The organism is Enterococcus sp. AZ050 (assembly GCF_051715085.1).
In the GTDB taxonomy this organism is placed as follows: Bacteria; Bacillota; Bacilli; order Lactobacillales; family Enterococcaceae; genus Enterococcus; species Enterococcus faecalis.
Genome location: NZ_JBIOTC010000001.1, coordinates 2,918,064 through 2,935,583, shown reverse-complemented (window position 1 = coordinate 2,935,583; position 17,520 = coordinate 2,918,064). Strand labels below are relative to the sequence as shown.

General features: G+C 37.0%; 18 protein-coding genes. 9 read left to right on the top strand and 9 right to left on the bottom strand.

Features of this window, described 5'->3' with window-relative positions; genetic code table 11:
* Positions 1 to 35: 35 nt before the first annotated feature.
* Positions 36 to 1,208, bottom strand: coding sequence for a class I SAM-dependent rRNA methyltransferase (locus IGJ04_RS14475; protein WP_010828728.1), 1,173 nt, complete (start codon positions 1,206 to 1,208; stop codon positions 36 to 38).
* Positions 1,209 to 1,465: 257 nt separating this feature from the next.
* Between IGJ04_RS14475 and IGJ04_RS14470 the strand changes: the two genes are divergently transcribed.
* The 3 genes from IGJ04_RS14470 to IGJ04_RS14460 all read left to right on the top strand — a co-directional run bounded on the left by IGJ04_RS14470 (position 1,466) and on the right by IGJ04_RS14460 (position 4,947).
* The gene (locus IGJ04_RS14470; protein WP_002357869.1) at positions 1,466 to 3,574 is read left to right on the top strand and encodes an LTA synthase family protein; all 2,109 of its coding nucleotides are present in this window, start codon (positions 1,466 to 1,468) and stop codon (positions 3,572 to 3,574) included.
* 105 nt (positions 3,575 to 3,679) lie between these two features.
* On the top strand, positions 3,680 to 4,381 hold the full coding sequence (locus IGJ04_RS14465; RefSeq protein ID WP_002357870.1) for a hypothetical protein: 702 nt from the start codon (positions 3,680 to 3,682) through the stop codon (positions 4,379 to 4,381).
* A 14-nt stretch (positions 4,382 to 4,395) separates the two neighbouring features.
* A complete protein-coding gene (locus tag IGJ04_RS14460; protein WP_202334808.1) occupies positions 4,396 to 4,947 on the top strand; it encodes a hypothetical protein in 552 nt (183 codons plus the stop codon).
* Between the two features lie 38 nt (positions 4,948 to 4,985).
* Here the strand turns inward: IGJ04_RS14460 and IGJ04_RS14455 are convergent, their stop codons facing one another.
* Positions 4,986 to 6,443 (bottom strand): sensor histidine kinase, encoded by a 1,458-nt coding sequence (locus tag IGJ04_RS14455; RefSeq protein WP_002377728.1) that lies wholly within the window; start codon positions 6,441 to 6,443, stop codon positions 4,986 to 4,988.
* The gene (locus IGJ04_RS14450) at positions 6,443 to 7,162 is read right to left on the bottom strand and encodes a response regulator transcription factor (protein WP_002381953.1); all 720 of its coding nucleotides are present in this window, start codon (positions 7,160 to 7,162) and stop codon (positions 6,443 to 6,445) included. Before IGJ04_RS14450 ends, IGJ04_RS14455 begins: the two co-directional genes overlap by 1 nt.
* 214 nt (positions 7,163 to 7,376) lie before the next feature.
* Between IGJ04_RS14450 and IGJ04_RS14445 the strand changes: the two genes are divergently transcribed.
* Positions 7,377 to 8,156, top strand: coding sequence for a Cof-type HAD-IIB family hydrolase (locus IGJ04_RS14445; RefSeq protein ID WP_002363786.1), 780 nt, complete (start codon positions 7,377 to 7,379; stop codon positions 8,154 to 8,156).
* A 17-nt stretch (positions 8,157 to 8,173) separates the two neighbouring features.
* Here the strand turns inward: IGJ04_RS14445 and IGJ04_RS14440 are convergent, their stop codons facing one another.
* Positions 8,174 to 8,380 (bottom strand): hypothetical protein, encoded by a 207-nt coding sequence (locus tag IGJ04_RS14440; RefSeq protein ID WP_002357875.1) that lies wholly within the window; start codon positions 8,378 to 8,380, stop codon positions 8,174 to 8,176.
* Between the two features lie 231 nt (positions 8,381 to 8,611).
* Here IGJ04_RS14440 and IGJ04_RS14435 point away from each other — a divergent pair, with 231 nt between their 5' ends.
* Complete coding sequence (locus tag IGJ04_RS14435) at positions 8,612 to 9,388, top strand: threonine/serine exporter family protein (RefSeq protein ID WP_002378231.1); 777 nt, start codon at positions 8,612 to 8,614, stop codon at positions 9,386 to 9,388.
* Between the two features lie 11 nt (positions 9,389 to 9,399).
* Positions 9,400 to 9,861, top strand: coding sequence for a threonine/serine exporter family protein (locus IGJ04_RS14430; RefSeq protein WP_002357877.1), 462 nt, complete (start codon positions 9,400 to 9,402; stop codon positions 9,859 to 9,861).
* Positions 9,862 to 9,892: 31 nt separating this feature from the next.
* Here the strand turns inward: IGJ04_RS14430 and IGJ04_RS14425 are convergent, their stop codons facing one another.
* The 4 genes from IGJ04_RS14425 to IGJ04_RS14410 all read right to left on the bottom strand — a co-directional run bounded on the left by IGJ04_RS14425 (position 9,893) and on the right by IGJ04_RS14410 (position 14,159).
* Positions 9,893 to 10,660, bottom strand: a complete 768-nt coding sequence (locus IGJ04_RS14425) for an ATP-binding cassette domain-containing protein (RefSeq protein WP_202577579.1) — start codon at positions 10,658 to 10,660, stop codon at positions 9,893 to 9,895.
* Entirely contained in the window at positions 10,657 to 11,544 is an 888-nt protein-coding gene (locus IGJ04_RS14420; RefSeq protein WP_002357879.1) for an ABC transporter permease, read from the bottom strand. Before IGJ04_RS14420 ends, IGJ04_RS14425 begins: the two co-directional genes overlap by 4 nt.
* A 28-nt stretch (positions 11,545 to 11,572) precedes the next feature.
* The gene (gene trpX, locus IGJ04_RS14415; RefSeq protein WP_438840309.1) at positions 11,573 to 12,559 is read right to left on the bottom strand and encodes a tryptophan ABC transporter substrate-binding protein; all 987 of its coding nucleotides are present in this window, start codon (positions 12,557 to 12,559) and stop codon (positions 11,573 to 11,575) included.
* Between the two features lie 940 nt (positions 12,560 to 13,499).
* Complete coding sequence (locus IGJ04_RS14410) at positions 13,500 to 14,159, bottom strand: hypothetical protein (RefSeq protein WP_002386659.1); 660 nt, start codon at positions 14,157 to 14,159, stop codon at positions 13,500 to 13,502.
* 219 nt (positions 14,160 to 14,378) lie between these two features.
* On the opposite strand from IGJ04_RS14410, the gene efbA reads away from it, so the two are divergent.
* From efbA to IGJ04_RS14395, 3 genes are all read left to right on the top strand, one after another.
* Complete coding sequence (efbA, locus tag IGJ04_RS14405; RefSeq protein ID WP_002407011.1) at positions 14,379 to 16,091, top strand: fibronectin-binding protein EfbA; 1,713 nt, start codon at positions 14,379 to 14,381, stop codon at positions 16,089 to 16,091.
* Between the two features lie 155 nt (positions 16,092 to 16,246).
* Entirely contained in the window at positions 16,247 to 16,510 is a 264-nt protein-coding gene (locus tag IGJ04_RS14400; RefSeq protein WP_002381957.1) for a hypothetical protein, read from the top strand.
* Positions 16,511 to 16,583: 73 nt separating this feature from the next.
* Positions 16,584 to 16,925, top strand: a complete 342-nt coding sequence (locus tag IGJ04_RS14395; protein WP_002391631.1) for an iron-sulfur cluster biosynthesis family protein — start codon at positions 16,584 to 16,586, stop codon at positions 16,923 to 16,925.
* Positions 16,926 to 16,963: 38 nt separating this feature from the next.
* Here the strand turns inward: IGJ04_RS14395 and IGJ04_RS14390 are convergent, their stop codons facing one another.
* Positions 16,964 to 17,422 carry a DUF441 domain-containing protein gene (locus tag IGJ04_RS14390; protein WP_002357887.1) on the bottom strand — a complete coding sequence of 153 codons (459 nt, stop codon included), beginning with the start codon at positions 17,420 to 17,422 and terminating at the stop codon, positions 16,964 to 16,966.
* Positions 17,423 to 17,520: the final 98 nt, after the last annotated feature.

Here is a 17,520-nt window from a genome sequence, read left to right as displayed (position 1 = left end):
TTAGCGGCGCTGGGACTTTTGCTTGGTGTAAAAAATTATTTTTCAATTTCGATAAACAGGACTTTTAAGTAATTACCTTCTGGAAAATTAGGATTCACTTGAAAGTCTGCCGGTAATTGATACGTGTCCGTAATCTTGTAACGAACATTTTTCTCTTGCAAGGCAGTAATCACCATTTTTTTATATTTGGCTAAGGATAAATTTGCCGCATTGGTTGAGGCAATAAGCGTTCCCTTATCCGTTAAAATATCAATAGAATCTTTCACTAGCTCCCCATAATTTTTAGCAACGGAAAAAACTTTCTTTTTGTTGCGAGCAAAACTCGGCGGATCCAAAATGATCATGTCATAACTCAAGCCTTTACGTGAAGCATATTTAAAGTAGTCAAAAACATCCATGACAATAATCTTTTGCGGGGCAAGATTTAAATGATTGACTTCAAATTGCTCAGTCGTTTTCGGTAAGCTTCGTTTAGCTAAATCCACACTAGTGGTGGCCACGGCACCTCCCATAGCGGCAGCTACTGAAAAAGCACCTGTATAACTAAACATATTTAAGACTGTTTTACCTACTGCAAAACCATCTACTAATCGACCACGAACTTCTTTTTGATCTAAAAAGATGCCTGTCATTAATCCTTCGTTTAAATAGGTAGCAAATTGAACGCCATTTTCAGTGACAAGTAATGGCTCGGGTGCTTGTTCGCCATACAAAAACTGTGATTCGGGTAAATCTTTTGTGGAAAAGCGAATCTTTTCGTAGGCACCAATAATATCAGGGTAAACTGTGCGAAACGCCGTCAAAAGTTCGGCTTTTTTCTGATAAAGGGTTTCATTATACCATGAAAAAACGGCGTAATCTGCATAGCGATCGATGATTAGACCCCCAATGCCATCTCCTTCTCCATTAAATAATCGATAAGCGGTTGTCAGCGAATCCTTTTCAAAAGACGTCCGCTTCTCACGACTTATTTCAAAGAGTTGTTGAAAAAAAGATTGATTAATTGGTCCATGCCATGACAGCAACCAACCAATTCCTTTATTTTGTTCACCTAAATATCCTTCGGCTAAACGCTGGCCTTTACTATCAATCAAAGTAAGCCAATCTGTTGGCAACTGCGCCGGCACTTGTTGCAAATCTTCTTTCTGAATTAAAGGATATCCTTTTTTAAATTTATGTTCTGCTTTTTTAGTTACTTGAAGTTTCATTCTGTACACCTACTTTTCAAAGTCCTATCTAGTATAGCAAAAAAAGGCCCATCTGTCTTTAAAGGATTCAAGCTTCACGTCATTTAACGAACTAAAAAGTTTAAGGAAATAGTAAGTTTTCTTTAACATCACCACTCTTCACTTCGGTAAGAATTGACATAAAATTTGTGAAAGAGTAAAATTAAAGCGATATTGTAAAATACGAAATTTACCTAATTTTACTTTTATAGAATCATCGTTTAGAAAGGACGTTTATTTTGAAAAAATTATTTAAAACAAATATTTTGAACACGCGACTGGGGTTATTCTCGCTAATCGCCATCTTACTGTGGCTAAAAAACCTCTTTGCGTACGCCGTTGATTTCCATTTACGTTTGGAAAATATTAACGAGTATTTCATACTCTTAATTAATCCAATTGCCACAACGGTCTTTTTATTAGCCATCGCTTTGTATGTTCGCCGTAAAAAAGCTTCTTATATTACAATGATGATTATTTACTTCTTGATGAGTTTACTGCTCTTCTCAAATGTCGTGTATTATCGAGAATTTACTGACTTCATCACAGTTAATACGATGCTTGGTGCTGGCAAAGTAGCTAGCGGTCTTGGCGAAAGTGCCTTACGTCTCTTTAGACCTTATGACGTCATTTATTTCTTAGACTTCATTATTATTGGCGTATTATTATTAACGAAAAAAATTAAAACAGATGCGCGTCCAGTCCGCGCACGTGTAGCAGTCTCTGTCACACTCCTTTCTGTTGTCTTTTTCTTATTCAATCTATTTATGGCTGAAACAGAACGTCCCCAATTATTAGGACGTCAATTCTCTCGTGACTATATCGTGAAATTCTTAGGCTTAAATGCCTTTACCGTGTACGATGGCATTACAACTTACCAAACAAACCAAGTCCGTGCCGAAGCTAGTGCTAACGATATGAAACAAGTTGAAGATTACGTGAAACAACAATATGCGGCACCCGATGATAGTAAGTTTGGTATTGCAAAAGGCAAAAATGTAATTTATATCCATTTAGAAAGTTTCCAACAATTTTTAGTTAATTACAAATTAAAAGATGAAAATGGCGTAGAACACGAAGTCACACCATTTATCAATAGTCTTTACAATAGTAAAAGTACCTTTAGCTTTGATAACTTCTTCCACCAAGTTGGTCAAGGAAAAACAAGTGATGCCGAAACGTTACTTGAAAATTCACTATTTGGTTTAGACCAAGGTTCACTCTTTACACAAGTTGGTGGGAAAAATACGTTTGAAGCAGCACCCGATATTTTAAAACAAACGCAAGGTTACACTAGCGCTGCTTTCCACGGAAATGCCGGTAACTTCTGGAATCGGAATGAAACCTATAAACGTTTAGGCTATGACTATTTCTTTGATGCTAGTTATTATGATGTTAATTCAGATAACTCATTCCAATATGGGTTACACGATAAACCATTCTTTAATCAATCCGTTCAATATTTAGAACATTTACAACAACCGTTCTATTCTAAATTTATTGCTGTATCCAATCATTATCCTTATTCTCAATTTACAAACGATGAAGCAGGATTCCCAATTGCAAAAACCTCTGACGAAACAATTAATGGTTACTTTGCAACAGCGAATTATTTAGATAAAGCGGTCGAAGAATTCTTTAACTACTTGAAATCTTCAGGTCTCTATGAAAACTCAGTCATTGTTCTTTATGGCGATCACTATGGGGTTTCTAATTCAAGAAACCAAAACTTAGCAGAGTTAGTAGGTAAAACCAAAGCAGATTGGAACGATTTTGACAACGCCAATATGCAACGTGTTCCTTATATGATTCACGTTCCTGGTCAAGAAAATGGCGGTGTGAACCATACGTATGGCGGCCAAGTTGATGCCTTACCAACCCTTCTACACTTGCTTGGTGTCGATACGAAAAACTACATTCAGTTAGGCCAAGATTTATTCTCTAAACAACACAATCAAATCGTTGCTTTCCGCAACGGCAATGTTGTAACACCTAAATATACTATTTTAGGTTCTAGCATTTACGATACTAAAACAGGCACTTTAATTACAGAGCCAACCGAAGAAGTTAAGAAAGAAGTCGCTGATTTAAAAGCCAAAGCGACGAAACAATTAGAAACGTCTGACCAAATTACTAACGGTGACTTGCTTCGTTTCTATACCAATAGCGGCTTAAAACCAGTTAACCCAGAAGACTATGATTACAAGAACCAATTGCAACAACTGGAAGCAATTGAAAAAGAAAAAGGTGAAAAATCAACGAGTGTTTACAGTAAAAACAATAATAAATCAACCGTTGATGAATATCACACTGACAGTTATCAAGGCTATCAAAAAACGGGTAAATAAATCTTCAAAAAGCTTGAGCAATTTGCTCAAGCTTTTTTGCTACTTTTTCATAATTAATTCATATTATTTCACTATACTAAAGATAGTTTAGAGAGGTGAAAGTTGATGAGAAGTGTCCGTTACGCTACAGCTAGTAGTTTTTATCATAAAAAAATCACGTTAATCACTGCACTCTTCTTCTTCCTGTTCTCTTTCTTATTGACTGGGCTGTTTAACTTAATTGATTTTGAAAAAGAGTTTTTACGAACGATGCCAGACTTTGTCGATATTGAAAAACAAACTAGTTACCATTACCAACTGATCCAATACTATTGGCACCTCTATCTAGGTAGTGTCATTTTCTTTGGTGTTACTTTTCTTCTGTTGATGTATGTGACATTACGCATAAAAAAGGAAGAAATACATACATGGTATCACATGCACTTTTCAAATATGTATGTCACCAAACAGCTCTTACTAGAGTTATGTTTACCGGCTCTATTAGGAATTTTCAGTTTTTTACTTTTCACTTTAATGTTTCAAGAAACGTATAATACTGTTCTTTGGGCTGCTCGTGATGCTATTTTACAGTGGTCTCATTTGGAAACTCCAGCATTTTTAGCTAAAAGTACCGACCAGGATGTCACGATTACAAATATCCAGCATTTAGGGATTCAAACGATCCAAGCGTTTTCTTTTGATTTTAAAAGTATGCAGTCGCTTTATACAATCCGTAACTGCTTTGTTAACTGCTTAATCTTGCTTGGTATTCCTCTTGTTTGCGGGACTCCTTTCACGTTGATTTATTTACGTACACATCAGAAATAAGGGAGGGATTTTCTATGAATGTCACACCATCATTCAAAAAAACAACCGAAAAAAAATCCTCATTCGACGCGTTAGCTTTGCGAGAAGTTTATGGAATCATTTATTCTGCTCCAGAACAAGAACTCGCATTGGCCGATTTTTTCCAAACAAACCAATTAACCATTACTAGGCTTTCTTCTAGTGAAACCTTTCTGCCTTACTTGCCATTAGAAGAAAATTTATTTATCGCTAGTACGATCAAAGAACGGGATCGAAAAATAGTTCTAGCCGAAGCTTTCCAAGTGTTCCAATTAGAACCTGCCTTACTTGGTCGTTCCTTTACTTCTTTTACGACTTTTGAAAAAATTAAAATGCGCATAATACAACTTTTGCTTTCAAAAACAAGTACGTTAGTGATTGATGACATCTTTTCTTCATTAACGATTGGACAACGTCAAGAAATTTTACCTCAATTAAAAATAGCAGTTCAAAAAAGAAACAAGCGCTTGCTATTTCTGACAAAAGATCCACAAATTATTGATAGTCCCTATGTGCACCCCCTGTCTCTACATGCGTTATTAAACTAAAGAAAACGTCTGGCACTGATTGTGACCAGACGTTTTCTTTAGTTTTCAGTGATTTCAACATCAGGAAATGAAATAATAAATGTGGTGCCTTTACCAGGTTCGCTCTCAACATTGATTTTTCCTTTATGCAAGCGGACCAATTGTTGAACGATTGGTAAGCCTAATCCTGATTCTCCATATTTCGTATTTTTACGGGATGGATCTACTTTGTAATAACGATCCCAGATATTCAGAATTTGCTCTTCCGTCATGCCGATTCCTGTATCAGAAATACGGACAATGGTTTCTAAATAGCCTTTTTCTAAAGCAATATGAATTTCGCCATTTTCAGTAAATTGGATGGCATTTTGAACAATATTGACAACAACTTGCACGAAACGATCATAATCGGCATACACATCAATTGGTTCGGTGGTGTCTAAATACAATTGATTACCGGCGGCTTCAGCTTTGGCCGTTAGTTGAGTCACAATATTTTCTAAAGCTTCTGTTCCGTTGAACTTCTTCACAACAATTTGAATCTGGTTGGTCCGAATTTTTTCATAATCAAGATTTTCATTGACTAAGCGAATCAAGCGAGCGGTCTCATTTTGCATCAGTTTAATCGCATTCTCTTTTTGATTTTCAGGAATAGCATTATACTGCAATCCCTCTAACAAGCCATTAATAGTTGTTAAAGGCGTCCGCATTTCATGAGAGGCATCCGCCATAAATTGACGACGGCGCTCTTCTTGCCGATTGATTTCTTCTTGTGATTCTTTTAAAGACGCGGCCATTTTATTAAAATCTTCTGCTAGGTCATCAAATTCATCTTTGTCATGAACCGGTAATTGAATATCAAAATTTCCACTAGTAATTTCTTTGGTAGCTTTACGCATCCGATTAATTCGTTTCACTTGGAAAGTCGCAAATAGATAACTTAGTAACAAGGCAATCACACCAGAAAAAATAAAGCCTTTAATCAAGTTTTGTGTCACGGACTGGACACTTCGGTCAACGTTTTTGGCAGGTTGTGTAATAACTATTGCACCAAGCAGATTATTAGTATTTTTATCACGCACAGGCAGCATCACATAAGCTGAAGTATTCTTTTCCCCATAGATATCAATATTTTCTGTTGCATAAACACGATTACCTTTCATGATTTGATCCCAATTTTTATCGATTAAGGAAAAGTCTAATTTTTTTGTGCTATCAACTGGTGGGTACTGCACTACGCGGTCCTTGTTAATAAACACAAATTGCACATCTTGCTTCTGGAGTACGCGCTCAGTCAACTGAAATGAATAGGATAAAACATCTCGATCTGAAACACCTGCAACATTAATAAAAAAGTCACGTGTTTCTAAAGCCGATTCTGCATAACCATACAGCTGTTCATAGTTATTTTCTTGCATTGTGCGCTTGGTCAATTGTGTGAAAGACGTTCCGACAATGAGAATAATCAGAGCAATCACACCTATAAAAGCAAGTAATTGTTGATACAAATACTTCATTAAGCAACACCTGAATCGTCGAATTTATACCCTACGCCCCAAACCGTTTGGATGACTTGAGGACCCACTTTTTCAATTTTTTGTCGTAATTTTTTGATATGGGCATCAACTGTCCGTTCATCGCCAAAGTATTGATAGTCCCAAACCAATTCTAGTAGTTGTTCGCGTGAAAAGACTTGGCGTGGTTTTTTTGCTAAAGTGTATAGCAAATCAAATTCTTTAGGTGTTAAGCCTTCGATTAATTGATTATCTAAATATGTTTCTCGTGTTTTGGTATTCATTTTAAAATGATCCGTAATCACATCAAACGTTTCATCTGTATTCTCAGACGTATCATGCGCAGCCTCTGCCACCTCGGCACGACGATGTAGAGCTTTCATCCGTGCAATCAAAGTTAATGGACTAAATGGTTTTGTCACATAATCATCCGCACCCATTTCAAGGCCAATTACTTGGTCACTTTCAGAATCACGAGCGGTCAACATAATAATGGGAACATTGGCTGAAACTTTGCGAATTTCACGACAAACAGCCATCCCATCCATACTAGGTAAGTTTAAGTCTAACGTAATCATGTCCCATTTTTCTGGCGAAGCAAGAAAAGTCGCCAATCCTTCTTTGCCATCATCTTTAAAGGTAGCTTCCCACCCTTCATTTAAGAAAAACATTTGCATCATTTCTGAGACGGATTCATTGTCTTCAATCATTAATATATTCATTTCATTCACTCCTTATTCACTTTTCATAAAACTGTTCTATTGTAGTATACTCTAAAATTGAATTTGTACCAACCGATTCTATATTTCTTCAAAAATCCTTTACAGAACCATCAAAAATCACTTTTTTTCCTGCTCTTTTAAAGAAAACGAAAGGAACCCATTGTCTTTTCAGAAAAGTTTGTTAAAATAACAAGCGTAGAGAGGATGTTAGGGTATGGATAAAATGAAAGCTATTACTTTTTTTGATTTAGATGGAACTTTGTTAGATGGAACATCGCAAATAACTCCTGAGATTACCGCAGCAGTGGCGGCCTTGAAAGACAATCAAATTTTACCTTTAATTGCGACAGGACGGACCTTGTGTGAGATTCAGCCAATTATGAAAGCCAGTGGCATTGACTCAGCGATTGTAATGAACGGGCAATTTATTCATTATGAAGGAAAAACGATTTATTCAGATGAATTTACAACAGAGGAATGTGTTTCACTGCATGAACATGTCAAACAGCGTGGTCATGAATTGGCTTTTTACAATGAGCGCCGTATTTTTTGTACAGGGCATACTGGCACAGTGAAACAAGCCTATGATTATATTCATTCAGCTGTTCCAGAAATTGATCCCACAGGTTATGAGAATGATGCCGTCAACATGATGTTGGTCTTAAGTCAACATGGCGATGATGATGAATATTACTATGAGCGGTTTCCTGAATTGACCTTTTATCGCAATGGTCCTTTTTCAATTGATATTGTTCGTAAAGGGGTCTCTAAAGGCTCTGGTGTCAAAAATCTTTTTAACACCTTGGGATTAAACGGCATTCCCACTTATGCCTTTGGTGATGGCATCAATGATTTGGCGCTGTTTGAGGCCTGTGATTATGGAATTGCCATGGGTAATGCGCGAGAAGAACTAAAAGAAAAAGCCACCTTTATTTCAACTAAAAATACTGAAAATGGCATTGTTAATGGCTTGAAAAAATTTGATTTACTATAAGAGAAAACTACCTTCTTCTATTGATGTACTTTAGAAGAAGGTAGTTCTTTTGTATGTTCATTTTTCTTTTTCTGCTGTGCACAGAGAGCTACTCCCACTACTTGAATCAGCAAAATCGCTCCCAACAAACAACTTAATACGATGTTTCCTGATAGGATTGTTCTTCTGATTAAAATAATTAATACGACACTGCTAATTCCGTAGAGTAACCATTGGTTGTCCATTTTTATTGACCCCTTTGTTTTTCTATGTTTAGGATAGGATGTTTCCTACTAAAATGCAAGGAAAGATCCTAGATTCTTACAACTAACCCATAATTTTTACTAATTCCTTATTTGTTTTCATTTATTCTTAAGATTCGTTTCATTTTTGTAAAAAATCACACTTTTTTTCTATCTCTGTTTTAAATTGCGTACAGTTCTTAAAAAAAATGATACACTAAAAGTGAACTCGAAATGAAAGGAGCCATTCCTTTGGTTAATAGCGAAAAAAGAAAACAATTAATTATTGATACATGCATTTTAGCTGGAAAAATTATGCTGGAAAGCGGATCTGAAGTATATAGAACCGAAGATACGATTACTCGGATTGCTGCAAATGCTGGCGAGCCAGAGAGCGTTTGTTATACGACGGCTACAGGGATTTTCGTAGGCTTTCGTTCCAGTAATTATACGCAATTAGAAAACATCCCCCAGCGCTCGATTAATTTGGAAAAAGTTAGCCTTGTCAATCAATTATCAAGAGAATTTGCGCAAAAAGAGATTACTCTACCAGAGCTTTATCAGCGCTTAACTCTATTAGAAACAGATACCCCCACTTTTTCAATTTCGTTACGCTTGTTAGCAGCCGGGATTGTTAGTTGTACGTTAATGTACATTTTTGGTGGCACTTGGCAAGATTTTATTGCAACTTTTTTTGTTGGCGTGATTGGGTATGCCAGTTATCTTTTTACCCAAAAGTTATTCCAAGTTCCTTACCTCGATTCATTCGCAGCCGCTTTTGTCATTGGTTTGTTGGCCTATTTGGCTGTGCATTTTCACTTAGCGGTCAACATCGATAATATTATTATTGGTGCGGTGATGCCGTTAGTTCCAGGTGTGGCGATTACGAACTCTTTTCGCGACATTTTAGCCGGCCACCTCATCAGCGGGACGGCGCGAGGGACAGAAGCTATTTTTATTGCTGGGTCTGTTGGCCTGGGAATTGCCTTGATTTTTAAATTATTTATGTAAGGAGTGTTCAAATGGAACTAATTTTTCATCTTCTCTTTAGTTTTTTAGCGACTGTGACGTTTGGTATTATTACGAACATTCCTCGTAAAGCACTAGTGGCTTGTGGCATTACTGGCATGACAGGTTGGATGATTTATTATGTCTTAACGCAAACTTTTGATGCTAGTCAAACCTTTGCAAACTTTTTAGGAACGGTCGGGTTAGGAATCGCTAGTATCTTTTTTTCCCGTTACAAAAAAATGCCGATGATTATTTTTTATATTCCAAGTTTGGTTCCTTTAGTGCCAGGAGGCCCTGCCTATCAAGCGGTTCGGAGCATTTTGTTAGGAAATATTGATGACGGTTTGCAGTTGATTTTAAAAGTTGTCTTTACTGCTGCAGCCATCGCAGCGGGCTTTATGGTGACCTCGCTACTGGAACGAATTGTCAAACGTTTTTTCCCCAAGCGACTCTTCCGATTGGTCAAAAAATAAAAAAACAAGCTCATTTTCTGAGCTTGTTTTTTTACTCTACTTCTTCAAAGAACAGCAACAAATCTTGTAGCGTTAATTGTGCTTTTTCAGCAACGTTTAAATCTTGAACAATTTTACCTTTTTGTAAAACAATTAAACGATTGCCATATCGTAAAGCATCTTCCATTCGATGGGTAATCATCAAACAAGTTAAGTTCCCTTCTTCAATCCGTTGTTCCGTTAAGTGCATCAACTGCTTGGATGTTTTGGGATCTAAGGCAGCAGTATGTTCATCTAAAAGTAATAATTCTGGTTTTGTGATAGTGGCCATTAATAAACTTAAGGCTTGGCGTTGACCGCCAGAAAGGTTACCTGTCGGTGTATCCAGATGATTTTCCAAGCCATTGCCAACTTCTTGACAGATTTTTGTAAACAAGGCGCGTTGCTCATTTATCTTCCGTAATGTTAAGGGACGTTTTTGTCCGCGTTTCATGGCAAGCAATAAATTTTCTGCCACGGTCATTCTTGGTGCTGTCCCCATTTTAGGATCTTGAAAAACACGCGCTAGAGATTTAGCCCGTTTGACTTCAGAAAGATTGGTGCGATTGACTCCTTCAATTAAAAATTGTCCTTCTGTTAGTGTCAAAGTTCCTGCTAAACTATTGAATAGCGTACTCTTGCCTGCGCCATTTCCACCTAAAACAGTAATGAAGTCCCCAGGATAAATGGCTAAGTTCACATGATCCAAAATCACTTTTTTTTCATTCATCCCATTATCAATGATTTTTGTCGCATTTTTTAATTCAACAACTGGTTTCATTTCGTTTCCCCCTTATCAGAAAAGCCGTGTAGTCGCAATGCTTTTTTTAATTGCGGGATCATTAAACAGATTGCTAAAATCACTGCTGAGAAGATTTTCAAATACGTTGTATCAAAGCCTAATTTAATCACTAATAAAATCAATAGTTGATAAATAATACTGCCTACAACAATCGCCATCAACCGTTCACCAAACGTTAATTCTCCAAACAGTACTTCACCAATAATGAGTGAAGCCAAGCCAATCACAATGACGCCGGTTCCTTTACTTACATCCGCATATCCATCATTTTGAGCAATCAAAGCGCCAGATAAGCCAATCAAGCCATTCGATAAAACTAATCCTAAAATTTTCATGCGATCCGTTTGAATGCCAATTGAGCGAGCCATTTCTTCATTGTCACCTGTCGCAATATAGGCTTGTCCTAAACTAGTGTTAAAGAAAAATAACAGTAAAATCATTACCACAGCCAAAACGCTAATCCCTAAAAAAATAGTATCATAATAATCTGGTAAGGCCATTTTTTGAAAAACATCTTGAATCTTCGGTTGGTTTAATAAAGACTTATTTGGCGATTTCATCACAAATAAAATCACGGAATTTAAACCAGACATCACTAAAATTCCTGCTAAAATAATTGGAATTTTTCCTTTTGTAAACAGTAAACCAGTCACTAAACCGGCAAGCATTCCTGCTCCGACCCCTAAAAGAGTCGCTACAAATGGTGAAACCCCTGTTGTAATGGCGGTTACACAAACCGCCCCCCCTAACGGAAATGAACCTTCTGTGGTCATATCTGGAAAATTTAAAATACGATAAGTCATAAAAATACCTAGTCCTAACAAGGCCCATAACATTCCTTGTCCAATTGCTGAAACAATCATCGCTTCTCCTACTTTCTTTGATAATTAGTTAATCAATTTCGATTTTTTTTGCTAACTCTGCGGGAATCGTAATTCCTAACTTTTGCGCTTGTTTTTCATTGATAATTGTGTCGCCTGTATTAAAGGTATAAATGGGTGTAGTTGCTGGTTGACTTTTTCCAGACAGAACCTCTGCTGCCATTTTTCCGGCTTGTACCCCCAACGCATGTTGATTAATCCCTACAGTTGCTAAACCGCCTTGTTCTACCATCGTATCCACCGAAGGAATAATCGGCGTCTTGGTTCGATTTGCTTCTCCGACTACCGTTTGCATGGCGTTAGCAATCGTATTATCAGTTGGTATATAAATCACATCTGTTTCCTTAGTCATCACTTGAACCGTTTGTGCAATTTCATTACTTGATGGCACAGCATATGTTTTCACTGTCAATCCTTTGGCTTCAGCTGCTTTCTGCGCTTCAGCTACTTGGTATCGAGAGTTTTCTTCTGAGGAAGCATAGAGAATACCTATTTTTTTGGCAGCTGGTATCAATTCTTTTAGTAAATCCATCTGGGCTGACAAAGGAGATTGATCACTAACACCCGTGATATTACCGCCTGGCTTTTGATTGTCTTTCACCAATCCTGCACTAACAGGATCCGTAATGGCGCCTAAAATGATTGGGATTTCTTGGGTAGTGTTGGCTAAAGCTTGCGCAGCTGGCGTGGCGATGCCAATTAAAACGTCTGCCTTTTTTTGTACTAATTGTTGACTCATGATTGCTAACTTACTCTGGTCGGCTTGACCATTTTGAAAAATAATTTCTAAGTTTTTGCCTTTGTCATAGCCATTTTCCTTTAACCCTTCCTCAACACCTTTATAAATTTCATCCAATGCGGGGTGACTGACAAACTGCAAAACCCCTACAGTAACTATGTCTTTCTTTGAATTCGTCACTTTTTGATTCACAAAAAAAGCACCAATTAAATAAATAGCTAATAAAGACACGACAAACGTTAAACGTTTATTTTTCATTTTGCATTCTCCTAACTGCCCTTTTGTTTGGCAACTTTTTCTTTTTAATAATAAAACCATTATCTATAGGGCGTTTCTTCCGTTGAAAGTGAAACTGAGATTCGTAATCCTCTGCTTAGTCAAAATCCTAGGAACACTTTTTTACAAATGTCAGGATTTAGCTGCGACGAGGATCACAACTTTGGTGAGAATCGCAGGAGCACTTTTCTACGATTGTGACAACGTTCTCTTCGCTCACCTTGTACTACTCATCATCTACTCTGTCACTTCGTGCCAATCGTAGTGATTGTACGAATGGGACAACGTTCTCTTCGTTCACCTTGTGTTACTCATCATCTACTCTGTCACTTCGTACCAATCGTAGTGATTCGTAGCAAAAAAACAACGACTTATCCTAAGTGTTTAGGAGTGGTCGTTGTTTTTATGCAAAACAAAAACCACATAGATGGGTCCTCTATGTGGTCGTTTTTTCTTCTTGAATATAACCAGCATAGATACACTTTTTAGAATAAGTCTTCTAAAGTTGTATCTATGAAAGAATCATACATACAACTATCTACGCCAGTTTTGCCATGATTGGTGCATTTCTTTTACGTTAGATAATTGTGTCATGTATTTTCCCTCCTAGTTATGTTGTTAAAGGTAGTCTACACTATATTGATTTTGTTCGTCAAGAAAAAGTTTTTATTTTCTTGCATTTCTTTTACTTCTAAAAAACGAGCCACTCTTATGAGAGGCTCGTTTTTCTTTATTTCAGCATATTTACCACTTAATTGTTTCGGTTTCTTTCAATTTTCACGGGAACTTTAACTGCTTGTTTTTGCGATTGAATCAGCCATAAACTTACTAAAATCGTCATTGAAATTACTAATGCCATCGAAAATCCCCTCTTTCTAATTCCTTAAAACTTTCTACAATCTAAGTTTAACATAGCTAGCTATTATTCACCAGTTTCTGGTACTGTATCAGTGCTTTCTGTCGTCGTTTCAGTAGATTGAGCAACGCCAGTCGTGCTGGTCGTCGTCTGTGTTTCAGCGGTCTTTGCTGCTTCTTTTTCAGCTTCTTGGGCTGCCTTTTGCTGGTCTTTCAAAACGCCAGCCATTGGTAATCGATTTAATTCTGGTATTAATTGTGTTTTTAAGTCCATAGATTTTTCGACAACCGTCCGTGTCTTTTCTTTGCCGTTTTCAAAGAAAACAAGCGTGATCTCATCGCCGCTAACATTGTATTGCTCTTGTGCTTTGCCAGCATTATAAATTAACGGATAGATATACAGCGATCGATGAAATTCATTCATTTTATCTGAATTAAACAGCTTCACCATTTGATCGTATTGCTTGCCAGACGGTTTAGCAAACATGACTGACATGGCTCCTGTTTCTTGGATTTTCTTGTCTGCTGTTTTGTAATCTAAGACACTGACTTTCTCTGATTTGATGGGTCCTGCGACTAACGATTCAACTTGAGCAGCTCGAATATTTTTTTGCATCGTTGGAATAAAAATGATTGAGCCAATTATTAATACTAATGCTACAATAGCGGTAATCATTAACAGTTTTCTTTGTCTTAATTCATAAAGTGCCTCTTTTAGTTCTTCCATAAAATTATTCAACTTCTAATCGCTCCTCGCTTTTAGTTCTTATCTATTATACTAATCATTTTCTTTCTTGCCTACCCTTGCGCTTTAATTACTAAAAAAACCAGCAAACTTCCCCAGCTTTCTAAGGAAAACCCAACTCCTTTTTAACAAGCTTCTTTCTTAAATTCAAAAACTCCGCTATAATAAAGCTATTAGTCGGAAAGAAACGAGGGATTTATTATGTCATTTGATGGCGTATTTACTCATAGCATGGTTCATGAGTTGACAGAAACACTCGTAAGTGGCCGGATTTCAAAAATCCATCAGCCTTATGAAAACGAAGTCGTTTTAGTCATTCGTGCGAAAGGTAAAAACCATAAATTATTATTATCAGCACATCCTAGTTATGCGCGCATACAACTATCTACAATTACCTATAGCAATCCGGAAACACCTCCTAATTTTGTGATGATGTTACGAAAATTTCTGGACGGTGCCATTTTAGAAACGATTCAACAAATAGAAAATGATCGCGTGATTCACTTCACCTTTTCAAAAAGAGATGAACTAGGTGACTTACAAAATATTGTTTTGATTGTTGAATTAATGGGACGTCACAGTACAATCGTTTTAGTTAACCAATCTTCTGGAAAAATCTTAGATGCGATAAAACACATTGGAATGAGCCAAAATAGTTATCGTTCGTTGCTTCCTGGAGCAACTTATATTGAACCGCCAAAACCAATGGGACTTAATCCGCTCACGGCCTCAAAAGAAGAAGTCTTTGCGCTTCTTTCTACAGCTCCTGAATTAAACGGACGCTATTTACAACAACATTTCCAAGGTCTAGGCAAAGATACAGCAGACGAATTAAGTGCCCGTTTACTTGCACAACCAAATGAAAAAATGGCCATCTGGACGGAATTTTGGTCCTCAGTCACTGAAGCTGTTGTACCGACATTAACCGTCACTGAAAAAAAAGAATATTTTACGCCCATTCCTTATCAATCATTAGTTGGTGAACAAACAACGTATCCGACACTCAGTGAATTACTAGATGCCTTTTATTCTGGTAAAGCAGAGAAAGACCGTGTCAAACAACAAGGCGGCGAACTAATTCGCAAAATTGAAAATGAACTAAAAAGAAATCAAAAGAAACTTAAAAAATTACAACAAACCTTAGCCGATACAGAAAACGCTGAAAATTACCGTCGCGACGGAGAACTATTAACAACCTTCATGGCACAAGTCCCAAAAGGAGCCACCGAGGTGGAATTACCAAATTATTATGAAGAAAATGCACCGTTGCGTATCTCGCTAAATCCTGCACTTTCACCTAATCAAAATGCACAAAAATATTTTCAAAAATATCAAAAATTGAAAAATGCTGTCCGAGTTGTTAAGACACAAATTCAGCAAACGCAACAAGAAATTTCTTATTTAGAGTCAGTTGTGGCACAACTTGAAATTGCGACACCAATGGACATTGAAGTGATTCGTGAAGAACTGATTGAACAAGGCTATTTAAAACGTAAAAAAAATAAAAAACAAAAACAGCCGAAAAAAAGCCAACCCGATCTTTTTTATGCTACAGATGGCACACCTATTCTCGTTGGAAAAAACAATTTGCAAAATGATCAATTGACTTTACGAACCGCTAAAAAAACTGATTATTGGCTCCATGCCAAAGATATTCCTGGATCTCATGTAATTATTCGTGACGCACATCCTAGCGAAGAAACCCTTACTGAAGCCGCACTTCTAGCAGCTTATTTTTCAAAATATCGACTTTCTTCACAAGTGCCTGTTGACTATGTCCAAGTAAAACATGTGCATAAACCCAATGGAGCAAAACCAGGTTATGTGATTTATGAAAACCAACGAACGTTATATGTGACGCCAACAGAAGAATCGATCAAAAAAATCCAGCAAAATAAGGCTTCTGCTTCCTAATTATATTAAACTAAAAAACAACGTACTGCCGATTGATCGTACGTTGTTTTTTTGCATTGGCAAAGACATTTATCAAGTGATAAATAACACAAGTAAGCTCAATTAGTTTACAAACTAGCCATTTCTCTCTATACTGACTGTTGGAGGTGAAATTCATGGTCTTTTTACACATTATTTTTGGGATGTTTGCCTTTATTGGCGCTTTAGGTTTAGGTGTCGCCTTCCGCGATAGCTTTACAGAACTTTCAACACCAAAGAAAGCAGCGATTATTTTATCTTACGTAGGTGCGATTGGTTCAACAGTCCTAGGGTTCACATCAGCAACAAAAAATCCATTTGTTTTAGCTGCAACAGTTGTCTTAGTTGTCGCCTTTTCTATTGCTCTTTTCAAAAAAAGCAGTAAAGAAACAAGCAAATAACAAAACCTTTGAAGAGCGGCATAGCGACAAGCTACCCTCTTCCTTTTACATACTATTTAAAGGAGTGAGGCAAATGTCTCTGACTATTTCTGAAGAAGTAAAACAACGTTTAGCCCCTTTCTTAACTGAAACGAACACCTTCTTGTTGGTAGCAAATGACGGCTCTAATCCTTATTCTTCCGCAGAAGGTTGTTGTATGATTGGCGATCGTTTCATTATCGTTCCTGTTGATCAAGCAGAAGCGCCTTATACCGAAACAATTGCTAATGATTCTTTTCACGTCTATACTTCGACGTATGACCAAATGTTTTTAACAGGGCATTTACAGCTAGTGATTCATCCGAATGCGGGAACCATTACTTTAAAAAATGAAAGTGGCATATTAGATAGTAATGTGGACATTTATCAACACTAAAAAAGCAAACAAAACGTTTACGCGTTTTGTTTGCTTTTTTAGTGTTGAAAGGCTTGAAAGGTAGTAATGATTACGTACATCATCCCCGATGCAATAATCGGACCAGCTGCAATTCCTTTTAAAAAAACGACGCCAAGAATCGTTCCAAAAACTAAGGCCACCGTAATCTCAGGCGATTGATTAATTAAACCTACTCCTTTTGAGGATAAAACAGCCACCAGAATTCCACAAAGTATCCCCAGCCATCCCATCGGTGTTTTGAATGATTGAATTAAATCCTTTAAGCCAATTTGTCCTGTAGCAATCGGGACTAAAATGGTAATTGAAATAATTGTGACGCCTAAATTAATGCCTTTATCTGACAACCACGACATGATTTTCGCACTATTTGGTAAAGCTTTTAAAGCAAGCACAACAACTGACGCAATTAATAAACTTTGATTTTTTGCAACAAACGCAATCAAGGCAATCAGTAGTAAAAAAAGCCAACTTTCCACTGGTTGTCCTCCTTTCTGATTTGGTTCTTTCGTTAACCAAACTTTCTTGTCTTTCCTATTTTAGCAAAGAACCTCTTTAATTACCATTCAGCTTCAGT